At 74.3% G+C, this 26,041-nt stretch carries 22 protein-coding genes; 16 read left to right on the top strand and 6 right to left on the bottom strand.

Going from position 1 to position 26,041, the window contains the following annotated elements; all coding sequences use genetic code 11:
* Positions 1–77: 77 nt before the first annotated feature.
* Positions 78–764, bottom strand: a complete 687-nt coding sequence (locus ACFC0B_RS26405; protein WP_376090589.1) for a TetR/AcrR family transcriptional regulator — start codon at positions 762–764, stop codon at positions 78–80.
* A 70-nt stretch (positions 765–834) separates the two neighbouring features.
* On the opposite strand from ACFC0B_RS26405, the gene ACFC0B_RS26400 reads away from it, so the two are divergent.
* The 14 genes from ACFC0B_RS26400 to ACFC0B_RS26335 all read left to right on the top strand — a co-directional run bounded on the left by ACFC0B_RS26400 (position 835) and on the right by ACFC0B_RS26335 (position 19,737).
* Entirely contained in the window at positions 835–1,461 is a 627-nt protein-coding gene (locus ACFC0B_RS26400; RefSeq protein ID WP_376090586.1) for a DJ-1/PfpI family protein, read from the top strand.
* A 192-nt stretch (positions 1,462–1,653) separates the two neighbouring features.
* Positions 1,654–2,748, top strand: a complete 1,095-nt coding sequence (locus tag ACFC0B_RS26395; protein ID WP_376090583.1) for a hypothetical protein — start codon at positions 1,654–1,656, stop codon at positions 2,746–2,748.
* 41 nt (positions 2,749–2,789) lie between these two features.
* Complete coding sequence (locus tag ACFC0B_RS26390; RefSeq protein WP_376090580.1) at positions 2,790–3,869, top strand: hypothetical protein; 1,080 nt, start codon at positions 2,790–2,792, stop codon at positions 3,867–3,869.
* An 85-nt stretch (positions 3,870–3,954) separates the two neighbouring features.
* Positions 3,955–5,007, top strand: a complete 1,053-nt coding sequence (locus ACFC0B_RS26385) for a substrate-binding domain-containing protein (RefSeq protein WP_376090577.1) — start codon at positions 3,955–3,957, stop codon at positions 5,005–5,007.
* Between the two features lie 180 nt (positions 5,008–5,187).
* Positions 5,188–6,237, top strand: a complete 1,050-nt coding sequence (locus ACFC0B_RS26380) for a substrate-binding domain-containing protein (protein WP_376090574.1) — start codon at positions 5,188–5,190, stop codon at positions 6,235–6,237.
* A gap of 39 nt (positions 6,238–6,276) precedes the next feature.
* Positions 6,277–7,326 carry a substrate-binding domain-containing protein gene (locus tag ACFC0B_RS26375; protein WP_376090571.1) on the top strand — a complete coding sequence of 350 codons (1,050 nt, stop codon included), beginning with the start codon at positions 6,277–6,279 and terminating at the stop codon, positions 7,324–7,326.
* A gap of 37 nt (positions 7,327–7,363) precedes the next feature.
* Positions 7,364–8,419 carry a substrate-binding domain-containing protein gene (locus ACFC0B_RS26370; protein WP_376090568.1) on the top strand — a complete coding sequence of 352 codons (1,056 nt, stop codon included), beginning with the start codon at positions 7,364–7,366 and terminating at the stop codon, positions 8,417–8,419.
* A gap of 183 nt (positions 8,420–8,602) precedes the next feature.
* Positions 8,603–10,114, top strand: coding sequence for a carboxyl transferase domain-containing protein (locus ACFC0B_RS26365; RefSeq protein WP_376090565.1), 1,512 nt, complete (start codon positions 8,603–8,605; stop codon positions 10,112–10,114).
* Between the two features lie 139 nt (positions 10,115–10,253).
* Positions 10,254–10,610, top strand: a complete 357-nt coding sequence (locus ACFC0B_RS26360) for a CU044_2847 family protein (protein ID WP_376090563.1) — start codon at positions 10,254–10,256, stop codon at positions 10,608–10,610.
* Complete coding sequence (locus ACFC0B_RS26355) at positions 10,603–14,745, top strand: trypsin-like peptidase domain-containing protein (protein ID WP_376090560.1); 4,143 nt, start codon at positions 10,603–10,605, stop codon at positions 14,743–14,745. The genes ACFC0B_RS26360 and ACFC0B_RS26355 overlap by 8 nt, the downstream gene beginning before the upstream one ends.
* Positions 14,746–15,508: 763 nt before the next feature.
* A complete protein-coding gene (locus ACFC0B_RS26350; protein ID WP_376090558.1) occupies positions 15,509–15,898 on the top strand; it encodes a transglycosylase SLT domain-containing protein in 390 nt (129 codons plus the stop codon).
* 227 nt (positions 15,899–16,125) lie between these two features.
* Positions 16,126–17,346 (top strand): ROK family transcriptional regulator, encoded by a 1,221-nt coding sequence (locus tag ACFC0B_RS26345; protein ID WP_376090555.1) that lies wholly within the window; start codon positions 16,126–16,128, stop codon positions 17,344–17,346.
* A gap of 70 nt (positions 17,347–17,416) precedes the next feature.
* Positions 17,417–18,442, top strand: a complete 1,026-nt coding sequence (locus tag ACFC0B_RS26340; RefSeq protein WP_376090552.1) for a hydroxyacid dehydrogenase — start codon at positions 17,417–17,419, stop codon at positions 18,440–18,442.
* 2 nt (positions 18,443–18,444) lie between these two features.
* Positions 18,445–19,737, top strand: coding sequence for a sulfatase (locus ACFC0B_RS26335; RefSeq protein ID WP_376090549.1), 1,293 nt, complete (start codon positions 18,445–18,447; stop codon positions 19,735–19,737).
* A gap of 7 nt (positions 19,738–19,744) precedes the next feature.
* Here ACFC0B_RS26335 and ACFC0B_RS26330 read toward each other — a convergent pair whose 3' ends face one another.
* A complete protein-coding gene (locus ACFC0B_RS26330) occupies positions 19,745–20,200 on the bottom strand; it encodes an HD domain-containing protein (RefSeq protein WP_376090546.1) in 456 nt (151 codons plus the stop codon).
* Between the two features lie 147 nt (positions 20,201–20,347).
* Here ACFC0B_RS26330 and ACFC0B_RS26325 point away from each other — a divergent pair, with 147 nt between their 5' ends.
* Complete coding sequence (locus tag ACFC0B_RS26325) at positions 20,348–21,274, top strand: AEC family transporter (RefSeq protein WP_376090543.1); 927 nt, start codon at positions 20,348–20,350, stop codon at positions 21,272–21,274.
* Positions 21,275–21,317: 43 nt separating this feature from the next.
* On the opposite strand, the gene ACFC0B_RS26320 is transcribed toward ACFC0B_RS26325, so the two are convergent.
* Both ACFC0B_RS26320 and ACFC0B_RS26315 read right to left on the bottom strand, forming a co-directional pair.
* The gene (locus tag ACFC0B_RS26320) at positions 21,318–23,057 is read right to left on the bottom strand and encodes a glycoside hydrolase family 3 protein (RefSeq protein WP_376090540.1); all 1,740 of its coding nucleotides are present in this window, start codon (positions 23,055–23,057) and stop codon (positions 21,318–21,320) included.
* Positions 23,058–23,113: 56 nt separating this feature from the next.
* Complete coding sequence (locus ACFC0B_RS26315; protein WP_376090537.1) at positions 23,114–24,403, bottom strand: MFS transporter; 1,290 nt, start codon at positions 24,401–24,403, stop codon at positions 23,114–23,116.
* Between the two features lie 97 nt (positions 24,404–24,500).
* On the opposite strand from ACFC0B_RS26315, the gene ACFC0B_RS26310 reads away from it, so the two are divergent.
* The gene (locus ACFC0B_RS26310; RefSeq protein WP_376090535.1) at positions 24,501–25,154 is read left to right on the top strand and encodes a TetR/AcrR family transcriptional regulator; all 654 of its coding nucleotides are present in this window, start codon (positions 24,501–24,503) and stop codon (positions 25,152–25,154) included.
* Between the two features lie 45 nt (positions 25,155–25,199).
* Here the strand turns inward: ACFC0B_RS26310 and ACFC0B_RS26305 are convergent, their stop codons facing one another.
* Both ACFC0B_RS26305 and ACFC0B_RS26300 read right to left on the bottom strand, forming a co-directional pair.
* A complete protein-coding gene (locus ACFC0B_RS26305) occupies positions 25,200–25,601 on the bottom strand; it encodes a hypothetical protein (RefSeq protein ID WP_376090532.1) in 402 nt (133 codons plus the stop codon).
* A gap of 52 nt (positions 25,602–25,653) precedes the next feature.
* Positions 25,654–26,001: a hypothetical protein gene (locus tag ACFC0B_RS26300; RefSeq protein ID WP_376090529.1), complete on the bottom strand. Its 348-nt coding sequence runs from the start codon at positions 25,999–26,001 to the stop codon at positions 25,654–25,656.
* Positions 26,002–26,041 lie beyond the last annotated feature (40 nt).

The following is a 26,041-nucleotide window of genomic DNA, read 5'->3' as shown; positions in this document are numbered from 1 at the left end:
ACGGAGCCCTGACGCGGGCGGGCCCGGTCCGTACGGGTTCCTGACGCGGCGGAGGCCGCTCAGGCGGTGCCGGGTGCTCAGGCGGTGCCGGGCCCGTCGGCCTCCCAGAGGTCGGCGAACATCCGGTCCAGGTGCTCCTCGCCGATCGGCGGGACGGGCAGCGGGTGGGTGGCCCGGGCGCGGAAGCCGTCGAGCAGCAGGGCGAGGTAGCGGCGCCACAGGTCGGAGCGCAGGTCGGCGGCGGCGGGCAGGGCGCGGCAGAGCGGGCCGAGCATGAACAGCAGGTCCATGGTGACGACGTCGGAACGCATCGCGCCCTGCTCCTGCGCGCGGGCGACCAGGGCGCCGACCGTCTCGGCGTTGCGCCGGCTGATCTCGATCATCCCGGGGACCGTCGGGATGGCCTGGGTGACCAGGTCGTTGATGCCCCGGTCGGCGGCGACCAGTTCGAAGATCCGCGCGAAGTAGCGCTCGATGGCGCTCCAGGCGTCCTCGGCGGCGAGGGCCTCGGCGCCGGCCTCGTCCAGTAGGTGGGCGGCGTCCGCGAAGACCTCGCCGATCAGTGCCTCGCGGGTCGGGAAGTGCCGGTAGAGCGTGGCGTTGCCGACGCCCGCCTCCTTGGCGATCTGGTCGAGCGGGACGTCCAGCCCGTGCGCGGCGAACAGGTCCCGGGCGGTGGCGAGCAGCAGGTCGCGGTTGCGCTGCGCGTCGCGCCGCAGCCGTGCCGGGGGGTTCGCTCCGCCGCCCGTTCTGCTCGTTGCCATGCCCCGACCCTAGCAACCGGGTCGTTTATTGCCGGGCGGGAGCGTCGGGACCCTGCTTGAATCCAGGGCCATGGACACCAGCGCCCAGGCCGGCGGGCCGCCCGGACGGCTCCGCCACATCGCGATCCTGTTGTTCCCCGGCGTCGAGGAGTTGGACGCCATCGGCCCGTGGGAGGTGCTCGCCTACTGGACGCGGAACTTCCCCGAGGACGGCTGGCGGGTGTCGTGCGTCTCCCGGGACGGCGGGCCGGTGGAGTGCGCCAAGGGGCTCACCGTGCAGGCGCACCACTCGTGGGCGTCGCTGCCCGCCCCGGACGTGGTGGTGCACCCGGGTGGGCAGGGCACCCGGCCGCTGCTGGCGGACGAGGAGCACCTGGCGCGGGTGCGGGAGCTGGCCGCGTCGGTGCCGCTGATGGCCAGCGTCTGCACCGGCGCGCTGGTGTACGCGAAGGCGGGCCTGCTGCGCGGCCGGCCGGTCACCACGCACTGGGCCTCGCTCGACCTGCTGGCCGAGCTGGAGCCGACCGCCGAGGTGCGGCGCGAGGACCGGTTCGTCGACGACGGGGACGTGATCACCTCGGCGGGGATCTCGGCGGGGATGGACATGGCGCTCCACCTGGTGGCCCGGCTCGCCTCGGTGGAGCGGGCCCGCCGGGTGCGGCACGGGATCCAGTACGACCCGCGGCCGCCGGTGTAGCCGGGCGTGGGAGGGCCGGTGGCCGGGGGGCCACCGGTGGAAGAACAGGCGGTGGCGGGATCGTCCGGGCAGCGGGGGTGACCTGCGGGGACCGCCTGCGCCGGATTCCCGGGCACTTCCGGGGGTGGGACGGGCGGACCGAGGATGCCCGTGATGCGAACATCCACCCTCGGTTGCAAGGGAGTTCACACCATGCTCCGCCTCGCCGCCCGGGCCGCCTCGGCCCTCGCCGTCGCCTCCGCCCTCGCGCTCACCGCCACCACCCCCGCCCTCGCCGACCCGCTCGTGCTGCCGGCCGCGACCGACATCGTCGGCGTGGGGACCGGCGTCACCGAGACCCTGTTCACCCAGTTCTCCACCGACTACAACGCCTTCCTCGCCGCCTCCGGGGACACCACCTCGGCCCGCCTCTTCAGCTGGGACTCCGCCGGAACGCCCTCCCAGGTCATCACCAAGGCCGGCGCGACCCCGATCATCCGCCCGGACCGGACCAGCGCGGCGCTGAGCGCGTTGAACGCCACCACCAGGAGCACCCTCGACTTCGTCCGCACCACCCGTGTCCCGAACGCCAACGACCTCCCCGGCGACCTGTTCGTGGCGTTCGCCAAGGACGCGGTCAGCTGGGCCGCGCCGGCCGGCGGCAACGCCCCGCAGAACCTGACCACGTCAGACCTGTCCAACATCTACAACTGCCGCGTCACCAACTGGAAGCAGATCGACTCCGCGCTGCCCGACGCCACCATCGTCCCCGTGCTCGCCGGCCACCTCTCCGTCGACCGGTCGGGCGTCACCGGCGCGCCGATGGAGTCCTCGGAGTTCCTCCTCAAGGCCATCAACTACCCGCCCGCGGGCACCGACGGTCCCAGCGACCGCTCGTGCGTGCGCGTCGTCGAGCGGGGGGAGCAGGGCTGGGACGCACTCCTGCACGACCCCAACGCGATCGTCCCCTACTCCGTCGGCCACTACGTCGGCCAGGTCTACGGCGGACACTCCCGCCCCGGCGACGATCCCGTCACCCTCACCGTCCGCGGCATCGACGGAATCGCCTCGGTGAACACTGCCGACCGGCGCATCTCCCCGCCCTTCGCGAACACGTCCTACGGGCGGTGGCTCTTCAACGTGGTGCGCCAGGCCGACTGGTCCAACACGTCCACAACGAACGCCCTGCACCAGGTCTTCGGCACCACCGGGTGGATCTGCAGGAACCCCACCGCCGCAGCCGCCATCAAGAGCTACGGCTTCCTGACGCTGCCCGTCGGAGCCTGCGGCTCGACGCGCCACGCCTGACCGAACGTCCACGGCCCCTTCCACCACCTGGAGTCCGCCCCGTGCTCCGATTCGCCGCCCGGGCCGCCTCGGCCCTCGCCCTCGCCTCCGCCCTCGCGCTCACCGCCACCACCCCGGCCCTCGCCGACCCGCCCCAACCCGCCGCCACCGACATCGTCGGCGTCGGCGCGGGCGTCACCGAGAGCCTGTTCAACCAGTACTCCACCGAGTACAACGCCTTCCTCACCGCCTCCGGCAACACCACCTCGCCCCGCCTCTACAGCTGGGACTCCACCGGAACGAACTACATCACCACCAAGACCGGCGCGAGCCCGATCGTCCGCCCGATCCGCTCCACCAGCGGGATCCTCACGCTCAACGCCTACGGCAACGACACCGTCGACTTCGCCCGCTCGGCCCGCCGCCCCGGGATCGACGACCCGGTCACCGACCTCTTCGTCGCGATGGCCAAGGACGCCGTGTCCTGGGCCGCGCCGGCCGGTGGGAACGCCCCTGCCGACCTCATGACCCGCGATCTCGCGCTCATCTACAGCTGCTACTACACCAACTGGCAGCAGATCAGCCCGTCGCTGCCCGACGCCACCATCGTCCCGGTACTCGGGATCGCGGGCCCGGCGACCCTGACCGACTCGTCCGCGTTCTTCCTGCAGGCGATCGGCCAGGGCTCGTCCGTCGAGCCCGGGCCGTGCGTCCGGGGGGTCCGCTGGGAGAACCAGGGCACGGACGCGATCCTGCACGACCCCAACGCGATCGTCCCCTATTCGGTCGGCCGCTACATCGGCCAGGTCTACGGCGGCCACACCCGCCCCGGCGACGACCCCGGTGTCCTCACCGTCCGCAGCATCGACGGGATCGCCCCGGTGGACTCCTCCAACCAGATGCCCCTCCAGTTCACGAGTACGGTCTACGCGCGCGTCCTCTTCAACGTGGTGCGCAACGCGGACTGGAACAGCGGGACGCCCCGCGGAACGGCCCTGCGCGCCGTCTTCGGCTCCAACGGATGGATCTGCAAGAACGCCGCCGCCACCACCACCCTCAAGAGTCACGGCTTCCGGAGCCTGCCCATCGGTGCCTGCGGCTCAACAGTCCACTCCAACGGCTGGCCCGTCTCCGTGAACTGACGCACTACCGTCGGCCCCGGACCGCGCGCCGCGCCCGGGGCCGGCGGCCCGACCCACCCACGTCCCCGACCGGGAGCCCTCCCTCGTGCTTCGCCTCGCCGCCCGGGCCGCCTCGGCCCTCGCCCTCGCTTCCGCCCTCGCGCTCACCGCCACCACGCCCGCCCTCGCCGACCCGCCCGGGCCCGTCCCCACCGACATCGTCGGCGTGGGAGCCGGCGTCACCGAGACCCTGCTCAACCGGTTCTCCACCGACTACAACGCCTCCCTCGCCGCCGCCGGGGACACCACCTCACCCCGCCTCTACAGCTGGGACGCCACCGGAACCACCCAGATCACCACCAAGATCGGTGCGAACCCGATCACCCGTCCCAACGGCACCGGCCTCGGGATCCAGGCGTTGAACACCTACACCAGCGGCACCGTCGACTTCGTGCGCACGGGCCGCGTCCCCCAGGTCGGCGACCCGACCACGAACATGTACGTCGCCATGGCGAGGGACGCGGTGAGCTGGGCCGCGCCGACGGGCGGCAACGCCCCCGCCAACCTCACCAGCCGGAACCTGATCGACATCTACACCTGCACCGTCACCAACTGGCGGCAGATCGACCCGGCACTCCCCGACGCGACCATCCGGGCGGTCCTGCCCACATTCGGAGGGGACATCCGGCAGACCTTCCTGAGGGCGCTGGGCCAGGGCGCGCCCATCGCGACCGGGGCCTGCGTGGAACCCATCGAGCGGGAGAACCAGGGTACGGACGCGATCCTGCACGACCCCAACGCGATCGTCCCCTACTCCGTCGGCCACTACGTCGGCCAGGTCTACGGCGGCCACACCCGCCCCGGCGACGAACCCGGCGCGCTGGTCCCCCGTTCGGTCGACGGAATCCCCGCGGTGGACACGGTCAACCACACGATCAACCCGGCCCTCATTTCCACCACCTTCATCTACAACCTCTACAACGCGGTACGCGGCACCGACTGGAGCAGTTCGGACGCCCACGCAGCGGCACTGCGCACCATCTTCGGCCGGAACGGGTGGATCTGCCGGTCCGACGGCGGCGTGCCCCTCATCCGCGAGTACGGCTTCCTGACCATTCCCACCCTCGCCTGCGGCTCGACGATGCACGCTCCCTCCTGACCCGGAACGGGTGGCCGGGGGGCCACCGGTGGAAGAAGAGTTGGCGGCGGGGTGCGGGCCCGGCGGGAATGACCTGCGGGGACCCGGAACCCCCAGGTTCCTGGGGGTTCCGGGCGCGGGCGGGCGGGCCGAGGATGCCGGTGCCCCGCCCGCCACCGTCCCCGACCGGGAGTCCACACCGTGTTTCGCCTCGCCGCCCGGGCCGCCTCGGCCCTCGCCCTCGCCTCCGCACTGGCCCTCACCGCCACCACCCCCGCCCTCGCCGACCCGCCCCAACCCGCCGCCACCGACATCGTCGGCGTCGGATCCGGGGTGACGGCAGCGCTGTTCAACCAGATCTCCACCGACTACAACGCCTCGCTCGCCGCCGCCGGGAACACCACCTCGCCCCGCCTCTACAGCTGGGACGCCACCGGCACGACGTACATCACCCCCGCGGCGGGGGCCGTCCCGATCATCCGCCCGTCCGGCACCAAGAACGGAATCACGACACTGGACTACACCGACTCCAACACCGTGGACTTCGTCCGCAGCAACCGCCCGCCGCAGCCCGGCGACATCCCCACCGACCTGTTCGTCCCCCTGGCGAAGGACGCGGTCAGCTGGGCCGCGCCGACCGGCGGCAACGCCCCCGGCGACCTCTCGAAGATCGCCCTGAACAACATCTACGCCTGCGCGATCACCAACTGGCGGCAGCTGGGCGACGCGTTCCCCGACGCGACCATCCGGCCCGTCCTGCCACCGTACGGCACGGACGCCCGGCGGGCGTTCCTCCAGGCGCTGGGCCTCACGGACCGGCCCGTCATGCCCGGCTCCTGCCTGACCGAGGTCGCACAGGAGAACCAGGGCGCGGACGCGATCCTGCACGACCCCAACGCGATCGTCCCCTACTCCGTGGCCCACTACATCGGCCAGGTGTACGGCGGCCACGCCCGCCCCGGCGACGAACCCGGCGCGCTGGTCCCCCGCTCCCTCGACGGGATCCGCCCGGTGGACCCGGTCACCCACGTCCTCTCCGTCGCCTTCGGCAACACGAGCTTCGCCTACGCGCTCTTCACCGTGGTGCGCCAGAGCGAGTGGAACGCCACCAGCCCCCAGGGAACAGCCCTGCGCGACATCTTCGGCCGGAACGGGTGGATCTGCCGCTCCAGCAGCGGCCTGCCCGTCCTGCGCAGCTACGGCTTCCTGCCGCTGCCCGTCGGCGCCTGCGGATCGTCCCTGCACGCCTGATCCACCACCGGTCCTCTTCCCAGAGCGGGAGTCCACTTCGTGCTTCGCCTCGCCGCCCGGGCCGCCTCAGCCCTCGCCCTCGCCCTCGTCTCCACCCTCGCGCTCACCACCACCCCCGCGCTCGCCGACCCGCCCCAGCCCGCCGCCACCGACATCGTCGGGGTGGGAACGGCGATCACGGAGCAGCTGTTCAACCAGCTCTCCACCGACTACAACGCCTTCCTCACCGCCGCCGGAAACACCACCTCACCCCGCCTCTACAGCTGGGACACCACCGGTACGACGCCCATCACCCCCAAGACCGGGGCCACCTCGATCTACCGGCCGAACACGAGCAACGCGGGCATCACGGCGTTGACCATCACCACCAGCGGCACCGTCGACTTCGCCCGCAGCACCCGCGGGCCGCAGGCCGGCGACGTGTCCAGTACCGTGTTCGTCGCGATGGCGAAGGACGCGGTGAGCTGGGCCGCCCCGACCGGCGGACACGCCCCCGGCAGTCTCACCACCGGCCAGCTGTCCGACATCTACGCCTGCAACGTCACCAACTGGCGACAGATCGACCCGGCCCTGCCCGACGCGACCATCAAGCCGGTCCTGCCGATCATCTCGTCGGAGGTCCGCCAGATGTTCCTGCGCTCCGTGGGCCTGACGGGCCTGCCCGGCGTCGGGAACTGCGTGGTCAGCGGCGTCGAGGAGAACCAGGGCACCGAGGCGTTCCTGCACGACCCCGACGTGCTCGTCCCGTACTCCGTGGGCCGCTATGTCGGCCAGGTCTACGGCGGGCACGCCCGTCCGGGCGACGAGCCCGGCGCGCTGGTCCCCCGCGCCGTCAACGGGATCGCCCCGGTGGACACGTCCAATCGGCAGATCAGCCAGCCGTTCGCCGCGACGGCCTTCAGCCGGGTCCTGTACAACGCGGTGCGCGAGGCCGAGTGGACGGCATCCGACGCCCACGGCCAAGCGCTGCGCGACATCTTCGGCCGGTCCGGGTGGATCTGCCGGACCAACGGCGGCGCACCCCTCATCCGCAGCTACGGCTTCCTGACCATCCCCGCCGGCGCCTGCGGCTCGACCACGCACATCTGAACCACCACCCACCTCTTCCCGAACGGGAGTTCACGCCATGCTCCGCCTCGCCGCCCGGGCCGCCTCGGCCCTCGCGCTGACCGCCGCCCTGGCCCTCGGCACCACCACCCCGGCCCTCGCCGACCCGCTGTCCCAGCCCACCGCCACCGACATCGTCGGTACGGGATCGGCGACCACGGAGCAGTTGTACAACCGGCTCTCCTCCGGCTACAACGCCTATCTGGCCGCCGCCGGGGACACCGCGTCGCCCCGGCTGTACAGCTGGGACGCCACCGGGACCTCGCCGATCACCACCAGGGCCGGCGCGACGGCCATCCCTCGCCCCTACGGGCCCGCCAGCGGAATCACCGCGCTGACCGCCTACCCCGACACCGTCGACTTCGCCCGCAGCAACCGCGGCCCGCAGCCCGCGGACCTGACCACGGACACCTTCGTGGCCCTGGCCAAGGACGCGGTGGCTTGGGCCGCCCCGGTCGGCGGCAACGCTCCGGCCGACCTCTCGGCCGCCGAGTTGCGCCTCATCTACAGCTGCCTCCACACCAACTGGCGACAGGTCAGTCCGTGGCTGCCCGACGCCGAGATCCGACCGGTCCTTCCCCGCCTCCCGTCGGAGACCCGGCGGACGTTCCTCCAGACGCTGGACGGTCTGGAGGGCCCCGGCCAGTTCCCCACGCCCGGTCCGTGCGTGACCATCGTCGATCAGGAGGACCAGGGCACGGACGCGATCCTGCACGACCCCAACGCGATCGTCCCCTACTCCGTCGGCCACTACATCGGCCAGGTCTACGGCGGGCTCAGCCGGCCCGGCTACGAGCCCGGTCTCCTCACGCCCCGCGCGATGAACGGCATGGCCTCGCTCGACCCGGCCGCGGCCGCGGTCCCGCCGGCCTACTCCGCGAGCTTCGGATACGTGCTCTACACCGTCGTACGCCAGGCCGATTGGATCAGCCCGGACGCCCGCGGCCAGGCGCTTCGCAGGATCTTCGGCCCGACCGGCTGGGTCTGCCGTTCCTCCGACGCGCTGCAGGCCATCCGCAGCCACGGATTCCGGCCGCTGCCTGCCATGGCCTGCGGCTCGACGACGCACTCCTGACACCACCCTCCGTCGGCCCCGGGCGCGCGGCGCGTCCGGGGCCGGCGACGGGCGCCCGGGCGGAGCACGGCCCGAGGCTGTCGGCCTCCTCACACCCGCCGCGCAATCCCGCCCCGCGCTCCGCGCTCCCCCTAGGGTGATCTTCGTCGGCGCGGACCCGGATCACGCGATGGGGTGGAACAGATGGGCGTCTCCTTGACAGCGCACCAGCTGATCGGGCTGCTGGTCGACCCCGGAAGCTACCGGAGCTGGGACGAACCCACCGCCGGGTCCGCCGCCGAGCACGCCGAGCACGCCGACCCGGGCTACCGGGCGAGCCTCGCCCGGGCACGGGAGCGGACCGGCGTGGACGAGGCGGTGCTCACCGGCCTCGGCCGGATCGGCGGGGAGGCGGTGGCCCTGGTCGCCTCCGAGTTCGGCTTCCTCGGCGGGTCCATCGGCGTGGCCACCGCCGAACGGATCACCCGCGCCGTGGAGCGGGCCACCGCCGAGCGCCTCCCGCTGGTCGCCCTGCCGGTCTCCGGCGGGACGCGGATGCAGGAGGGCTCGGCGGCCTTCCTCTGCATGCTGCGGATCACCGCCGCCGTCCAGGCCCACCGGGCGGCGGGGCTGCCGTACCTCACCTATCTGCGCAACCCGACCATGGGCGGGGTGTTCGCCTCCTGGGGGACGCTCGGGCAGCTGGTGTTCGCCGAACCGGGCGCGCGTCTGGGCTTCCTCGGCCCGCGGGTGTACGAGGAACTGCGGGGCGTCGAGCTTCCCCCCGAGGTCCAGTGCGCCGAGACGCTCGCCGAACGGGGCCTGGTGGACGCGGTGGTGGCCCCCGAGGAACTGCGCGAGGTGCTGCGCCGCTCGCTCTCCGTCCTGACCCGCCGGCCGCTGCCCGCCCCCGCCGCCGTCCCCGCGGAACCCGCCGAGCGCCCCGACGCCTGGGAGGCCGTCCTCCGCACCCGCCGCCCCGACCGCCCCGGCACCCGCGAGCTGCTGCGCCGCACCGCCGAGGAGCTGGTCCTGCTCGACGCCCCGGGCGGCCGCGACGGCGCGCTCGTCCGGGCGCTCGCCGTCCTGGACGGGCAGCCCGCCGTGGTCGTCGGCCAGCAGCGCCGGGCCGGCACCCGGGAGCGCCCCTTCACCACCGCCGACCTGCGCGCCGTCCGCCGCACCGCCCGCCTCGCCGAGCAACTCGGCCTGCCCCTCGTCACGGTGGTCGACACCGCGGGCGCCGAACTCTCCGTCCAGGCCGAGCTGGACGGCGTGGCCATCGAGATCGCCCACTGCCTCACCACCCTGCTCGCCCTGCGCACCCCCGTCCTCGCCGTCCTCCTCGGCCAGGGCTCCGGCGGCGGCGCGCTGGCCCTGCTCCCCGCCGACCGCGTCCTCGCCGCCGCCAACGCCTGGCTCGCCCCGCTCCCCCCGGAAGGCGCCTCCGCCATCGTCCACCGCGACGGCGCCCACGCCCCGGAGCTGGCCCGCGCCCAGGGCATCACCGCCCACGACCTCGCGGCCGTCGGCCTGGTCGACCAGGTGATCGCCGAACTCCCCGACGCCGCCGACGAACCCGCCGCCTTCTGCGCCCGCCTCGGCCACGCCGTCGCCACCGCCCTCGCGGCCCTGGTCGCCACCCCCGCCCCCGCCCGCCTCACCGCCCGCGCCGGCCGCCACCGCCGCCTGGGCGACGCCCTCGCCGTGGAGTGACACCGGGAGTCCCGGGGTTCCCGGCGCCCCCGGCCGCACCGCCGCGGGTCGTCCGGACGGCCGGGTCCGGGTGCGGCGCCGCGGGCGGCGGACGACGATGCGAGTGGCCGCGACACCCGCGACGCCGAAGGAGGAGGCCGTGGCAGGGCTGGCTCGCATTCCGCTGGAGGACGGGGGCTGGGTGCTGATCGAGGCTCCCGGCGGTGCGGAGGGGCCCGTGAAGGCCGGCCGGGTCGGCGAGGCCATCCGCGATCTGCCGACGACGCTGCAGGGAGCCCTCGTACCGGTCACCACGGCCGCCCACGCGGCGCTCGACGAGCTGCGCCGGATCGGCCCCGACGAGATCGCGGTGGAGTTCGGCATCGACCTCGCGGTCGAGGCCGGAGCCGTGATCACGAAGAGCAGCGCCAACTGCCACCTGCTGGTGAGGGCGATGTGGCGGCGGGGCAGCCCCGGTGCTCCGGCCGACGCCCGACCGGGCCGCGCCGGTGGCTAGCGCGGACCGGCCGCCGGACGGCGGCCGCGCGGGCGAGCTGCTTCCCGCCGTGGCCCAGGTGCTCGGGCCGGACGGCGAGGTCGCCGGAGCGGGCTTCCTGGTCGCCGAGGACGTCCTGCTGACCTGTGCCCACGTCGTGCGCGCCGCCGGGGCGGGGCCCGGTGAACAGGTGCGGCTGGCCTTCCCCAACGTGGGGGGCTCGCCCCTGGTCGAGGGCCACGTCCTGGAGGAGCCGTGGCGCGAGCCCGACGGCGACGACGTGGCCGTCGTCCGGCCGGCCCGTACCGTGCCGGGGACGGCGGCGTTGCCGCTCGGCTCCCCGGAGGGCTGTCGGGGCCATCAGGTGCGGTCGTTCGGCTTTCCCGCCCAGGCCCCGCCGGGCGGGCACTTCGGCTTCGGCGTGGCCGGCGACCTGCTGCCGGCCGGCGAGGGCGGCAGCCCCCACCTCCAGCTGACCTCGGCCAACGACCTGACCACCGGGTTCAGCGGCGGCCCGGTCCTCGACGAGGTGACCGGCCTGGTCATCGGCATGCTGACCGAGATCGCGGCCCCCGACGACTACGAGCGGGGCCAGGGCATCGCGTACGTCACCCCCGCCGAGGTCCTGCGCGAGGTCTGGCCCGACCTGGCCCTGACGGACATCTGCCCCTACCGGGGACTGGAGTCGTTCACCGCGGAGGAGGCCCGGTGGTTCGAGGGCCGGAAGGAAGCGGTGCGGCAGGTGCTGGCCAATCTGGCCCACCAGCAGCGGCTGACGCTGCTGCTCGGACCCTCCGGCTCGGGCAAGTCGTCCCTCGTGCAGGCCGGCGTCCTGCCCGCGCTGGCCGAGGGCCGGCTGCCGGGCAGCGACCGGTGGCTGCCCGTGCTCGCCCGGCCGCGCCAGGACCTGCCGGCCGAGCTGGAACGCGCCGGGCTGCCCGGGGCGCGCCGGGACGGGATCGCCGCCGCCGTCACCCGCAGACTGGCGCAGGAACCGGACCGGGAACGGATCCTGCTGGTCGTCGACCAGTTCGAGGAGTTCCTCGCCCGGCCCACCAACGGCCGCAAGCGCGAGCTCGTGGCGGCCGCGGACCAGCTCGCCGCACTCGCCGACTCGGCCGTCCCGATCAGCGTGGTGCTGGTCATGCGCGACGACTTCTATCCGCAACTGGCCGCCCTGGCACCGACGTTGCTGGAGAAGGCGATGCCGGGCCTGCTCAATCTGCCGAGCACCCTCAGTCACGACGAGCTGCGCGACATCATCACCCTGCCCGCCCGGTCCGTCGGAGCCCACTTCGAGGCCGGCCTGCCGGAGCAGATCATCACCGACGTCCTGGCCGCCGCCCCCGAGGGGGCCGCGGGCGACCGGGCGCCCGTCACCGTCCTCCCCCTCCTTGAGTTGACGCTCAGTCAGCTGTGGCAGCGGCGCCGGAACGGCTTCCTCACCCACGACGCCTACCAGCGCGTCGGCGGGGTCGCCGGCGGCCTCACCACCTGGTGCGACTCCGCGCTCCGGCAACTTCCCGGCGATCAACTTCCCATCGCTCGACGGATCCTGACCTCCCTGGTCCGGCCGGCCGAGCCCGGCTACCAGATCCCGGCCATCCGGGAGCAGCTCCCGTTGCGCGAACTGCGCGAACTGGCCTCCACCACCGAGGCCACGCCCGACAGCGACCGGGCCGTCGACGACGTCGTCGCCGCGCTCACCCGCCACCGGATCATCATGACCCACGCCCCGCGCACCCCCGGCGGCCCCCTGCCGCCGGCCGGGCAGCCGGTCGCCGAGCTGATCCACGACGCGCTCATCCGCGAGTGGGGCACGCTCCAGGACTGGGTGGAGCAGGACCACCGCTTCCAGGACTGGCTGGAGAGCACCCGCAAGCGACGGGCCGCGTGGGCCGAACGGAAGGACCCCGGGGACCTGCTCGGCGGAACGGCCCTCGCCGAGGGCCTCGACTGGGCGGAGCGACGCCGTCTGCCGCGCGACATCACCGAGTTCCTCACCGCGAGCCGGCAGCGCCAGCAGGCGGCCATCCGGCGCAGCAGGCGGCTCAACGCGATCCTGGCCGGTCTGCTCGCCGTCGCCCTGGTCGCCGGCGCGGGAGCCGTCTGGCAGTGGCGGACGGTGGCCACGGAACGGCAGGAGGCCCTGTCCCGGCAGTTCGCCGCCCAGTCCGACACGCTCATCGGCACCAACCCGGACCTCGCGGCGCTGCTGGCCATCGCGGCGTACGACACCAGTCACACACCCGAGTCCGCCGAGAGCCTGGGCAACGCGGCGCTCCTGCCGCTGAAGCGACGCCTGGCGGGCAGCACGGAGCCGGTGGACACGGTCGCGTTCAGCCCCGACGGGAAGACCCTCGCCACCGCCGGCGACGACGAGTCCGTCAGCCTGTGGGACGTCGCCACCGGCAAGGCGCTCACCTCGCTCGCCGGCCACACCGACGCCGTGTTCTCGGTGGCGTTCAGCCCCGACGGGAAGACCCTCGCCTCCGCGAGCTTCGACCAGACCGTGCGCCTGTGGGACGTCGCCACCGGCAAGGAGCGCGCCATGCTCAACGGCCATGCGGGCGTGGTGTTCTCGGTGGCGTTCAGCCCCGACGGGAAGACCCTCGCGTCCGCGGGTGGCGACAAGTCCGTACGCCTGTGGGACGCGGCCACGGGCGCGGCGCTCGCCCAGCTCACCGGTCACGACGGCAGCGTGTTCTCGGTGGCGTTCAGCCCCGACGGGAAGACCCTCGCCAGCGGCGGTGACGACACCACCGTCCGGCTGTGGGACGTCGCCACCGGCGCCACCCTCGCCACCCTCCGGGAGCACACCGCCGCCGTGGAGGCCGTCGTGTTCAGCCCCGACGGGAAGAGCCTCGCCACCGGCAGCGACGACACCGACACGGACCTGTGGGACGTCGCCGCCGGATCCCTCCGCAGCACCCTCAGCGGTCACACGGATGCGGTGACCTCGGTGGCGTTCAGCCCGGACGGGAAGACCCTCGCCACCGGCAGTGTCGACCAGACCGCGCGGATGTGGGACGTCGCCACCGGTTCGACCCGCACCGCGCTCAACGGTCATGTCGACAGCGTGTTCTCCGTCGCGTTCAGCCCGGACGGCAAGACCCTCGCCACCGGCAGCATCGACGCCACGGCCCGGCTGTGGGACATCTCGGCCGGTACTGTCCTGACCGGCCACACCTGGGGGCTGGGCACGGTGGCGTTCAGCCCCGACGGACAGACCCTCATCACCGGCAGTTACGACGCGGGGGTGCGGGTGTGGGATGTCACGACCCGCACCGTCCGCAGCTCCCTGAACGGCCGGTCCGACACCGTGAACGGGGTGGCCGTCAGCCCGGACGGCAAGACCCTCGCCACCGGCGAAGCGGACTACTCGGTCTCGCTCTGGGAGGTCGCCACCGGCAGGAAGGTGAACTCCCTCACCCGCCACACCGACGTCGTGTCGGCCCTTGCGTTCAGCCCGGACGGCAAGACCCTCGCCACCGGCAGTGACGACACCACCGTCCGGCTGTGGGACGTGGCCACCGGCACGAGCCACGACCCCCTCGCCAGCCACACCGGCGCCGTGAGCGCGGTGGCGTTCAGCCCCGACGGGAAGACCCTCGCCAGCGGCAGCGCCGACCGGACCGCCCAGCTGTGGGACGTCGCCACCGGATCCGCCGGCGTCACCTTCAAAGGCCACGTCGGCGCCGTGGACGCCGTGGCGTTCAGCCCGGACGGCAAGACCCTCGCCACCGGCAGTGACGACAACTCCGCGCGGTTGTGGGACGTGGCCACCGGCAAGAGCCGTGCCGCCCTCACCGGTCACAGCTCCACCGTGTGGGCCGTGGCATTCAGCCCGGACGGGAGGCTCCTCGCCACCGGCAGCGCCGACACCACCGCCCGGCTGTGGACCCTGGCCACCAACAAGAGCCGCGGCACCCTGGCCGGCCATACCGATGCGGTGTATTCGGTGGCGTTCAGTCCCGACAGCCGCACCCTGGCCACCGGCAGCAGCGACGCCACGGCCCGGCTGTGGGACGTCGCTCCGCCCCAGCCCTCCGATGCGATCCGGAAGATCTGCCAGTCCGTCGACCGCGACCTCACCTCGGACGAGCAGGTGTACCTGTCCGGCCACTCGGTCGATCCGGTGTGCCACAAGGGCTGACGCGGCCCCCTGGCGAAACCGGTCCGCGGCGTCGGCACCACCGGATTCACCTCCCCCGAGGACACCGCCACGGCGACGGTGGAGCAGGACGCCCCGGTGGCGCCCGCCGTCATGACGGTGGCGGGGGCCGGAGGCCCGCTGCTGGTCCTCGGCGGACTCGTCCTCGCCCTCAGCAGGCGCCGCCGCGACCACTGCACCGGCGCGACCGGCCGGCCGGCTGACCGGCTCGGCCGACCACTGCCCCGCCGGGTGCCACGGAATTCGTCCGCGGCACCCGGCGGGGCACCGTCGGTCCGGCGGTCCGCACCGCCCGAAGTCCCCGCCCCGGCAGCCCCCTTGTGGTGCCGGTCTCAGATCGACCGCGACTCGGCGTGGAGGCGCCGGTGGCGGTGGGTGACGGCGGGGGCTGACGGGCGGTGAGTGCGCTCACAAGGATTCCCTCGGCACGACGGGCGGTAGTGCCCGGGCCGATACCCGGGCGGGGGTGGCGTCACCGCAGGTCAGAGGGCTCGGCGCGGGGCCTTCGAATCGACGGCGCGCGAGATCGCTACGACCGGGCGTCGTAGCGGAGGGGTCTTGGCAGCGGGCAAACCCGTCTGGCAACAATTGGTCTCGTCGCCAGCCGCACCCGGTACCTGTCCCACCGGAGTGCGGCTCTTCACAACGACTGTCCGGCGCACGCCCCGCGACCGTTTCGGCCCCTGTCCGGCCACGGTCCGGGCGGGGCGAACGCCGGCCCAACCTGATTGAGGTCTTGTTCTTCATGCCCGCTTTCAAGCTTCGTATGCGTACCTCCGCCGCCGTTCTCGCCGGCGCCGCCGCCGTGACCGCCCTCGGTGCCGGCCTGGTGCCCGCCACCGCCTCGGCCGCCACGCCGCAGAGCATCGCCGCGCAGATCGTGCCCGCGAACCAGCTCAACTCGTTCAGCCAGATCATCGCCCACGAGTCCAGCTGGAACGTGACCGCGACCAACCCGTCCTCGGGCGCGTACGGCCTGGCGCAGGCGCTGCCGGGTTCGAAGATGGCCACCCACGGCGCCGACTGGAAGACCAACCCCACCACCCAGATCCGCTGGGCGCTGGACTACATGAACGACCGCTACGGCAGCCCGAACAACGCCTGGGCGTTCTGGCAGACCCACCACTGGTACTAAGCCGACCAGAAGCGGTCATCGACTTCACCGGACCATCTGTCCCCCCTCACCCCGGGGTCGGACAGGGATCACCGGGGTGACCGAAGGCCCGGCCGCGCGCAATCCGCGCGGCCGGGCCTTCGGGCGTTCCCGGGCCGGTCCCGGCAGGGGACGCTCGGATATATTCGAGCCGAGACGAAGTCCCGCCACCGCTCGGGCCCCGCCCGGCCCCGCCCGAGGAGCACCCGGTGCCCAAGTCCCCCCGCACCCCGGCGACCGCCACCACGCAGACCGTGGCGCAGGTCAACCAGACCGTGCTGCTGGAGGTGCTCCGCCGGCACGGGTCGCTGTCCCGGCAGCGGCTGGCGGCCGAGAGCGGGCTGTCGACGGCGACCGTGCACCGGCTGGTCGAGGTGCTGCGGACGGCGGGCCTGGTCGTGGTGGAGGCCGAGCGGGCGCCGTCCAGCGGCGGCCGCCCGCCGCAGCTGATCCGCTACAACGCCGGGGCGCAGACCGTCCTGGCGGTGGCGATGCGCCCGCGCCGGATCCTCGGGGTGGTCGCCGACCTGCACGGCGCCGTGCTGCACGAGGCCGAGCACCACTGGGCGGCCGGTCTGGGGCCGGAGCGCGACCGCGAGCCGTCCGCCGAGGACCTCACCGGACCGCTGCTGGCCCTGGTCGAGGGGCTGCGGACGTGGGCCGCACGGCACGCGGGCGCGCCGCGCGCCCTGGTGGTCGGGGTGCCGGGGGTGGTCCGCGACCGGACCGGGCTGGTCGAGTTCGCGCCGGCGCTGGACTGGCCCGGCCTGCGGCTGCGCACGCTGCTCCAGGAGCGACTGGGCGTCCCGGTGGCGGTCGAGAGCAATGTGGACCTGGTCGCCCTGGCCGTCCAGCACGGCGAGGAGGCCGCCGGGGTGGGCGACCTCGCCGCGGTGGTGGTCGGGATCGAGGTCGGCGCCGGGATCGTGCTGGGCGGCCGGCTGCACCGCGGCCGGCTCGGGTCGGCGGGCGCGCTGGGGTACCTCATGGGCGACCGCCGGGCGCTGGACCGCCCGCTGGGCCGCACCGGCGACACCCAGGCCCGGATCGGGGACCACGCCGTCGACCGGCGGATCGCGGAGGCCGGACTGACCGTCTCGGGGGCGTCGGCCGAGCGGATCGCCGAGCTGTTCCGGCTGGCCCGGGAGGGCGTGCCGGCGGCGGTGCGGCTGGTGGACGAGTTCACCGACGACCTGGCCCTGCTGGTGGCCAATCTGACCAGTGTGCTGGGGCCCGAACTCGTCGCGCTGGGCGGGCGGTTGCTCTGGGAGAGCGGCGGCGAGATGCTGCCCGCGATCGAGTCCCGGCTGCAGGGCCGGGTGCCGGTGCTGCCGCGGCTGATGGTGGTGCACTCGACCACCACGGAGCTGGTGGGCGCCGCCGCGGCCGCCGTCCGGCTCGTCGACGGGGCCACCTTCATCACCCACTGAGCCGCCCGGGCCGTGCCACCTGCCGGGCCGCCCTCCGCCCCACTATTTCTCAGTGTGATAGAAACTCCTCGTGGCCACTCGACCAAAGGAGAACCGGATGTTCGCGGCCGCCTTCGCCATGGACCCGGCCCGGTTCCCCGACGTCTACGGCCCCGAGGCGCGCGCCCGGGTGCTCGCGCGGGCGGAACTCGTCGAGGACCCGGCCGATCCCGGCGGGGTCTGGTCCCCCGAGCGGCTCGCCGCCGTGCCGGACGCCCTGCACGACGTCGAGGTGCTGTTCACCGGCTGGGGCGGACCCGTGCTCGACGCGGCCGCGCTGGAGCGGATGCCCCGGCTCGGCCTGGTGCTGTACGCGGCCGGGTCGGTGCGCCGGATCGCCACCGAGGAGTTCTGGGCGGCCGGCATCCCGATCGCCACCGCCGCCCACGCCAACGCCGTGCCGGTGGCCGAGTTCACCGTCGCGCAGATCGTCTACGCGCTCAAGGACGGCTGGCGGAACGTGCTCGCCGCCCGCGCCGCCCGCGCGCCGGTCCGGGTCGGCCGGGCCCCCGGCGCGTACGGGGCCACCGTCGGCGTGCTGTCGCTCGGTGAGACCGGTCGACTGGTCTGCGAGCGGCTGCGCGCCTACGACCTGCGGGTCGTCGCCCACGACCCGTACGCCGAGCCGCCGCCCGGGGTGCGCGCGGTCGGCCTGGACGAACTCTTCGCCACCGCCGACGTGGTGAGCGTCCACACCCCGCTCGTCCCGGAGACCCGGGGGCTGGTCGGCCGGCGCCTGCTCGCCTCGATGAAGCCCGGCGCCACCCTGGTCAACACCGCGCGCGGCGCCGTCCTCGACGAGCCGGCCCTGCTGGACGTCCTCACCGAACGGCCCGACCTGTTCGCCGTGCTGGACGTCACCGACCCCGAACCGCCGCTGCCCGGCTCGCCGCTGTTCACCCTGCCGAACGCCGTGGTCACCCCGCACCTGGCCGGCAGCCAGGCCCTGGAGCGGCGCCGCCTCGGCGACCTGGTGGTCGGCGAGTTCGAGCGGTGGACCCTCGGCGAACCGCTCCGCCACGCCCTGGAGCGCCGCGCCTACGAACGGATGGCCTGACCGTGCCCCGTGAACTCCCCGACGTGCTCGTGGTCCTGACCGACCAGCAGACGGCGGACGCGATGGGCGCCGCCGGGAACCCGCACCTCGCCACCCCGGCGATGGACGCGCTGGCCGCCGCCGGCACCCGCTACCGGCAGGCGTACTGCGCCCAGCCGCTCTGCGCGCCGTCCCGGGCCAGTCTGCTCACCGGGCAGCTGCCCAGCGCGCTCGGCGTCACCGGCAACGAGGCCGCCGGCCCCGACGGGGCCGCGCCGGAGCCGCTGCTGGGCCGGGTGTTCGCCGAGGCCGGGTACGACTGCGCCTACGGCGGCAAGTGGCACCTGCCCGAACTCGACCTCCCCGAGGACCGCGGCTTCCGCCGCCTCCACCCGGCCGGGGACGACGCCGGACTCGCCGACGCCGCGGCCGGCTTCCTCCGCGAACCGCGCCCGCGCCCGTTCCTGCTGGTGCTCTCCTTCCTGGAGCCGCACGGCATCTGCGAATGGGCGCGCGGCCAGCGGCCGAAGACCGGCCCGCTGCCCGCCCCGCCGCCCGTCGCGCAGTGCCCGCCGCTGCCCGCCAACTTCCCGCCCGCGCCGTACGAGGCCCGGCTCCCCCGGCTCGCCCAGCGGGCCTGGGCGCACACCCACCCCACCGCCGAGTGGCGCGAGGACGACTGGCGGCGCTACCGGCAGGCGTACTACGCGCTGGTCGAGCGGGTGGACGCGCACCTCGGCACCGTGCTGACCGCGCTGCGCGAGCACGAGCGCGCGACCGGCCGGGAGGCCGTCGTGGTGTTCACCTCCGACCACGGCGACGGCGCCGGCGCGCACGGGTGGAACCAGAAGTGGGCGCTGTTCGAGGAGTCGGTGCGGGTGCCCTTCCTGGTCGGCGGGCCGGGCAGCCCGCCGGGCGGGGTCAGCGACCGCCTGGTGTCGACCGGCCCGGACCTGCTGCCCACCCTCTGCGACCTCGCCGGGATCCCCGCACCGCCGGGCCTGCCCGGGCGCAGCGTGCGCGCGCCGGAGCCCCGGGAGACCGTGGTGGTGGAGACCCGCTGGGAGCTGCCCGGGTTCAACAACGCCCTCGGCCGGATGATCCGGGACGAGCGGTACAAGTACGTCTGCTACGCCTGGGGGGACCACCGGGAGCAGCTGTTCGACCTCGCCGGGGATCCGGGCGAGATGGTCAACCTGGCGGTGGACGCCCGGCATTCGGCCACGCTCGACCGCTTCCGCGCGCTGCTCGCCGGGCACTGCTCCCGGTCCGGCGACCCGTTCGCACGCTTCCTTCCGGCCGCCGACGGGAGTTGACGGTCCGTCAGTCCGATTCGGGGTCCAGGCCGAGCAGTTCGCGGGTGCGGCGGTACTTGGCGGCCAGGCGTTCGGCGGTGGCCCGGTCCAGTCTCGCCAGCCGGGCCGGGTCGGAGTTGTGCGCGAGGTCGGCCTGCTTGACGACGAGCGCGCCGGGGGTGGCCAGGATCCGCGCGGTGTACTCCTCCAGCGGCTCGCCGGGCCGCTTGGTGAGCGCGTCCACGATGGCCTTGGTGGTGGCGCTGAGTGCGGCGCCGGCCAGCCACTCACGGGTCAGCGCGTCGTCCTCGACGGCGTCGTGCAGCCAGCCGGCCGCGATCTGCTCGTCGCTGCCGCCGCGCGCGGCGACGCCGCGGGCGACCGCCGCCAGGTGCTCGGTGTAGGGGTGGCCGTTCTTGTCGGTCTGCCCCGCGTGCGCGTTCCGGGCGATCCGCTCGACCTCGGTCAGGCTCAGGTGATCCACCCCGCCATGGTACGCACCGGTTCGGCCGGGCCGCGCGGGGGCCTGCCCGCCGGGGCCGTCCGGGCGCCTGATTGACTGCCGACGCCCGGCCGGTCCCGGCCGGTCCCGGTCCATCCCGGCCCCGCCGGCGACCGCACCGAGGGAGCCATGCCCAGCCTGCACCCGCTGCTGTCCGGTTTCGCCCCGATCTGGGCGCTGACCGGCGTCGGCTACCTCCTCGGCCGGGGCGGCCTGCTCGGCGAGCCGGCCGAGCAGGTGCTGAACCGGTTCGTCTTCCACGCGGCGATGCCCGCCGCGCTGTTCCTGATGATCGCCCGCACCCCGCTGGACCGGTTCGCCAATCCGTCGATGGCGGCGTTCGTCGCGGGCACGGTGGTGGCGGGCGGACTCGGGCTGCTCGCCGCGTACCGGCTGTTCGGGCGCGGGGTGCCGGAGCGGGCGCTCGGCGGGATGGCGGCCGGGTACGTCAACTCGGCCAACCTGGGCATACCGGTGGCCACCCAGGTGCTCGGCGACGCCTCCTTCGTCGGCCCGGTGGTGCTGTTCCAGATCCTGGTGGTGACCCCGGCGGTGCTGACCGTGCTGGACTCCGGGCGGGCCGGTCTGCGGGCCGCGCTCACGCTGCCGCTGCGCAACCCGATCCTGCTGGCGGTGGGGCTCGGCGCCGTGCTGTCGGCGACCGGGTGGCGGCCGCCCGCCGAGCTGAATCGTTCCTGCGAACTGCTGGGCGGCGCGGCCGTGCCGACCGCCCTGGTGGCCCTCGGCCTCTCGCTCCGCCACCCGCCCGCCGTCACCGGCGCCTCCCGCTACCTGGAGGTCGGGACGGCGGTCGCGCTGAAGACCGTCGTCCAGCCGCTGACGGCCTGGGCGGTCGGCGCGCTGGTGCTCGGCCTGCCGCCGCACCAGCTGCTCACCGTGGTGCTGTTCTCCGCCCTGCCGACCGCGCAGAACGCGTTCACCTACGCGCGCGAGTACGGCCACGGGGCCGCCTTCGCCCGGGACGCGGTGCTCGCCTCGACGCTGGTGTCGATGGCCACCCTCTCGCTGGTCGGCTGGGCGCTCGGCCCGGCGTAGCGGCCCGCCACCGGGCGGGCGGCGGGCCGTACGGCGACCGGGATCAGCCCTCGTAGCGCAGGCCGTACCCGAAGCGGAACAGCGGGTCGGCGGTGTCGAACGGCACGTCCGGCCGGCTCGCCTCGACGGCCGCCGTCGAGGACGGCAGGTCGAACGGCAGCGAGCCCTGCGGCGGCTCCTCGCCGAACAGCACCTTCACGAAGGCGCGCTCCTCCGCGCCGAAGTTGACCGTCAGCGCGGCGGCGTGGCCCGCGATCGGGGTCAGGATCGCCGGGCGGTCCAGGTACACGTCGACCACGGTCGGCACGGTGGCGCAGATCCGCCGCACGCGCTCGATCTCCTCCGCGGGGAAGTCCAGCGAGCCCGCGTGGAAGAAGGACTCCAGGGTCCCCTCCTCCCCGCGCTTCTCGAACGGCGCCGACAGCCGCAGCACCGCGACGTCCGCCTCCTCCGGCGTCGCGACGAGCGTCGCGCGGTCGCCCAGCACCTCGGCGGACAGGCCCTCCGCGTAGACCTTCGGGCTGACCGGGGCGAGCGGCAGCCGAGCCGGTCCCCCGGCGGCGTTGGCCAGCAGGACGGTCGCGGCCGCCTGCGCCGCCAGGCCCTCGGCGCGTGCCTCGGCGGCGCCCACGAGCACCTCGGCGGCGGCCTCGTCCACGTACGGCCGGTCGAACAGGCCGAGCCGGAACTTCTCGCGCAGCAGCCGGCGCGCCGAGGCGTCGATCCGCTCCTCGGTCGCCTTCCCGGCCCTGACCAGGTCCACCAGCACCTGCGAGCGGAACTCGCCGCCGAACTGGTCCACCCCGGCGTCCAGCGACTTGAGCATGCGCTCCTCGTAGGTCAGTTCCTCCACGCCCCAGAACTTGTCGGCGAGGATGGCCCAGTCGGTGCAGACGATGCCGTCGTAGCCGAGCCGCTCGCGCAGCAGGCCGGTGATGATCCCCTTGTTGAAACCGAAGCCGACCTCCTCGTGCTCGGTGCCGACCGGCATGCCGTAGTAGGGCATCATCTGGGCGACGCCGGCCTCGATGACGGCCTCGAACGGCTTGAGGTGGTAGTCGAAGTTGTCGCCCGGGTAGACCTGCTCGCGGCCGTACGGGAAGTGCGGGTCCTCACCGTTCAGCTGCGGGCCGCCGCCCGGGAAGTGCTTGGCCATCGCCGAGACCGACTCCGCCCCGACCTCCTCGCCCTGGAGTCCGCGCACGTAGGCGACGGCCAGCTCGGAGGTGAGGTCGGCGTCCTCGCCGAAGGTGGTGCTGATGCGCGCCCAGCGCGGCTCGGTGGCGAGGTCGATCTGCGGGTGCAGCGCGACCCGGATGCCGACGGCCAGGTACTCGCGGCGCACCGTGTCCGCCCAGCGGCGCACCAGCTCGGGCGAGCCGACGGCGGCGAAGCCGAGCGGTTCGGGCCACTGCGAGAACGGGCCGGCCAGCAGCGCGGTGGCCGGGTTGTCGGTGAAGGAGTGGCGCGGGTCGCTGGAGATGGTCACCGGGATGCCCAGCGGCCGGTCGAGGGCGACTCGCTGGAGGGCGTTGTGCCAAGCGGCGAGGGAGCGCGCGTCGGTCGCCCAGAGGATGTTGTAGTGGCTGATGCGCCGCTCCAGGAAGGTGGCCATGGACGGCATGCCGAAGTGGCCGGGATCGTCCAGGTCGCCGATGGTCCCCAGCGGGTGGAACATCAGGCCGGCCTTGTCCTCCAGCGGCAGGCGGCTCAGCAGGTCCTCGACGCGCTGGTCGACGGTCAGCGTCGGGTCCTGGTAGGGGAAGCGGGCGTCGGTGCTCATGACGGGGGCCTTTCTCGGTGGTGCAGGGGATTCGGGGGGGTCGGGGGCGGGTGCGGTCAGGCCGCGCTTCTGATCCTGGTCACCAGCAGCGCTCCGACCAGGCAGAACACGGCGGCGAGGCCGAACCAGAGGGAGTAGCCGGCCCCGCCGAGCAGGGCGTTGCCGACGGGGATGACGACCACGCCGGCCAGGAACGGCGAGAGCGAGCTCGGCAGGGCGTTGGCGATGTTGAGCACCCCCAGGTCCTTGGCCGTGTCGTCCTGGCTGGGCAGCAGGCTGATGGCGAGCGCGTTGTCGACGGCGAAGAACAGGCCGGCGCCGATGCCGAGGAGGGCTTCGAGGACCAGCAGGGTCCCCAGACCGGCGTCGCCCAGGTACGGGGTGATCGTCACCACGGCGAGGACCGCCGCCATGATCAGACCGGCGGCCGTCACGAACGGCTTGCGGCGGCCGAGGCGGTCGGACAGCACGCCGCCGACGACACTGGCGACGACCAGCGCGGCCACGCTCAGGCCGTTGGCCAGGGCGTTGAAGCGCAGCTGCTCGTCGGTGTCCTCCATACCGAACTCCGCCGCGAGGAACAGGGTCAGATAGCCGGCCAGGGCGCCGTAGCCGAGCATGATGAGGAACTTGCTCAGCCAGACCCAGCCGAAGTCGGGGTGCTTGCGCGGGTCGAAGACGAAGGAGAGCAGCAGACTGCGCGGGTTCAGCGGCTCGGTCGGCGGCTCGGTGCGCACCCGGTCGGGCAGGCGGGCGGCGAACCAGAGGCCGAGCACGACGGCGACGGCGGCCGGCACGGCGAACCGCAGGAAGTCGTTGGGCAGCACGGAGAGCAGGATCGAGCCGACGAGGATGCCGACCGGCGTGACCGCCCCGACGATGCCGGACACGCTGCCGCGCCTGGCCTCCGGCACGTGGTCGGCGACGGTCGCGCCGGCGGCGGCGAAGGCGAAGTTGCCGGCGCCCTGGGCGACGCACCAGGCGATCAACAGGACCGGGACGCTCGGGGCCGCGGCGCAGGCCGCCAGGGCCGCGGCCATGACGGCCACTCCGCCGACGAGGAAGGGGCGGCGCATCCCGAAGCGGGAGGTGCAGCGGTCCGACAGCCGCCCGGCGAGCGGCTGGGCGACCATCGCGAACACCGCGCCCGTCCCCGCCACCAGCCCGAGCTGGGCCGGGGCGGCGTCCAGGCCGACCAGGTGCTGGATCTTGACCGACAGGCCGCCCATCACGGGGGCGAGCACCGCGAGGTACAGGCCGAACTGACCGAGGGCCAGTCTTCGCACGAAGCCTGGGGGTGCCTGCGGAGCGGGGGCCTCCGCGGGCAGCGAGGGGGAGTCGAGCATGGGGGAGCTCCTTGGGGACCAGCCACGACGGCGTGGCGTGGGCCCAATTGCTACACAGGTGTAGCTTTCTGTCAAGCAACCCTGCTACCGTTCCCCCATGACCACCTCAGGAGCCGGAACGGCGGTCTCCGGCGGCTACGCCAAGGGCCGCGCCCGCCGCGCCGCGATCATCCAGACCGCCGCCGAGCACTTCGCGCAGCGCGGGTTCCGAGCGGTGACGATCCTCGACCTCGCCGCCGCGTGCGACATCTCCCGGGCCGGTCTGCTGCGCTACTTCCCCGACAAGGACGCGCTGCTCCAGGCCGTCCTGGAGGACCGCGACCGCCTCGACCGGGAGCGCTTCCGCCCCTACACCCGGCTCGGCGGCGGCCTCGGCGTGCTGCGCGGAATGGTGGACCTGGCAGGGCACAACGAGCTGGTCCCCGGGCTCATCGAACTGTTCGTCCGGCTCTCCGGCGAGGCCTCCGACCCGGAGCACCCCGCGCACGCCTACTTCGCCGACCGCTACGCGCGCATCCGCGGCGGCACGGCGGACGCCCTGCGCGGGGTCGGCGGGGACGGGTACCTGCACGCGGACGTGGACCCGGACGAGGCCGCCGTGCGGCTCACGGCGCTGATGGACGGGCTCCAGGCGCAGTGGCTCTTCGACCGGTCCGTCGACATGGCCCGCCATGTGCGGGCGGCGGTGCTGGCACTGCTCACCGCGCAGGGCGCGGCCGCCTTCGACGCGCTCACGCCGGCGGCCGGCTGACGGCTGGGCGGCGGGCGCGGCGGGCGCGGCGGTTCGGACGCCCGGTCAGGCGTGCCGGAGCGCGACCCAGCCGGCCGAGCGGCCGTCGGGCGCGTGGTCGCGGTCGTGCTCGGCGAGGACCGGCGCCGCCCCCGGAGCCAGGATCGCGTGCACCCCGCCCTCGGCGGTCAGGACGGCGCCCGCCGAGGCCCGGAACTCCCCCGCCGTCATCGCGGCGGCGAACACGTGGTCCGCCTCCTGGAGGACCACGACCACCTCCCCGGCGCCGGGATCGACGAGCCCGGCAACCTCGGCGAGCCGCACCACCCGGTCGGGACCGCCGGACACACCGCCGCCACCACCGCGTCGTCGACGCCCGCGAGGCCGACCGGCCGCAGCGGCGCGCTGCTCGGCAAGGCGCCGGCGGAGCGCGGCGCGCTTCTCCGCCGCGCGGAGGCGGTCGTCCATGCGCGGATCCCTCGGCCGCCGTTCCGGAGGATGCCGCCGGCACCCTCGTCCGTCAGCCGTCCTCCCCCGGTGCGGGCTCCGGCCCGACGGCGGGGCCGGCCGCCGGGGCCGCGGCGGGTGCGCCGGCCCGCTCCTCCCGGCGGGCCCGGGCGAGGTCGGCCCGGCTGCGGGTCAGTTCGGCGACAGCACCGATGATCTTGGACGCGCTGACGCCGACCGAGGTCACCAGGGCGGCAACCGCGCTGATCGTCGCCGCCGAACCGAAGTCGAATCCGGCCGGCTCCGAGGTCTGGGTCCCCCCGCCCGGGGGCGAGCCGGACGTGTTGGGGTCGATCCGGTCTCCCCGACCGACGGCCGCGGTCCCCAGCAGGACGAGCATCACGCAGATGAACGTCGCCACGAAGACACCGATCCCACGGCGTGCCCAGCGAGACCGCTTC

It is taken from the genome of Kitasatospora sp. NPDC056184 (assembly GCF_042268405.1).
Classification (GTDB): Bacteria; Actinomycetota; Actinomycetes; order Streptomycetales; family Streptomycetaceae; genus Kitasatospora.
The sequence above is the reverse complement of the archived record's forward strand: the minus strand, read 5'-3'. Positions and strand labels throughout refer to the sequence as shown.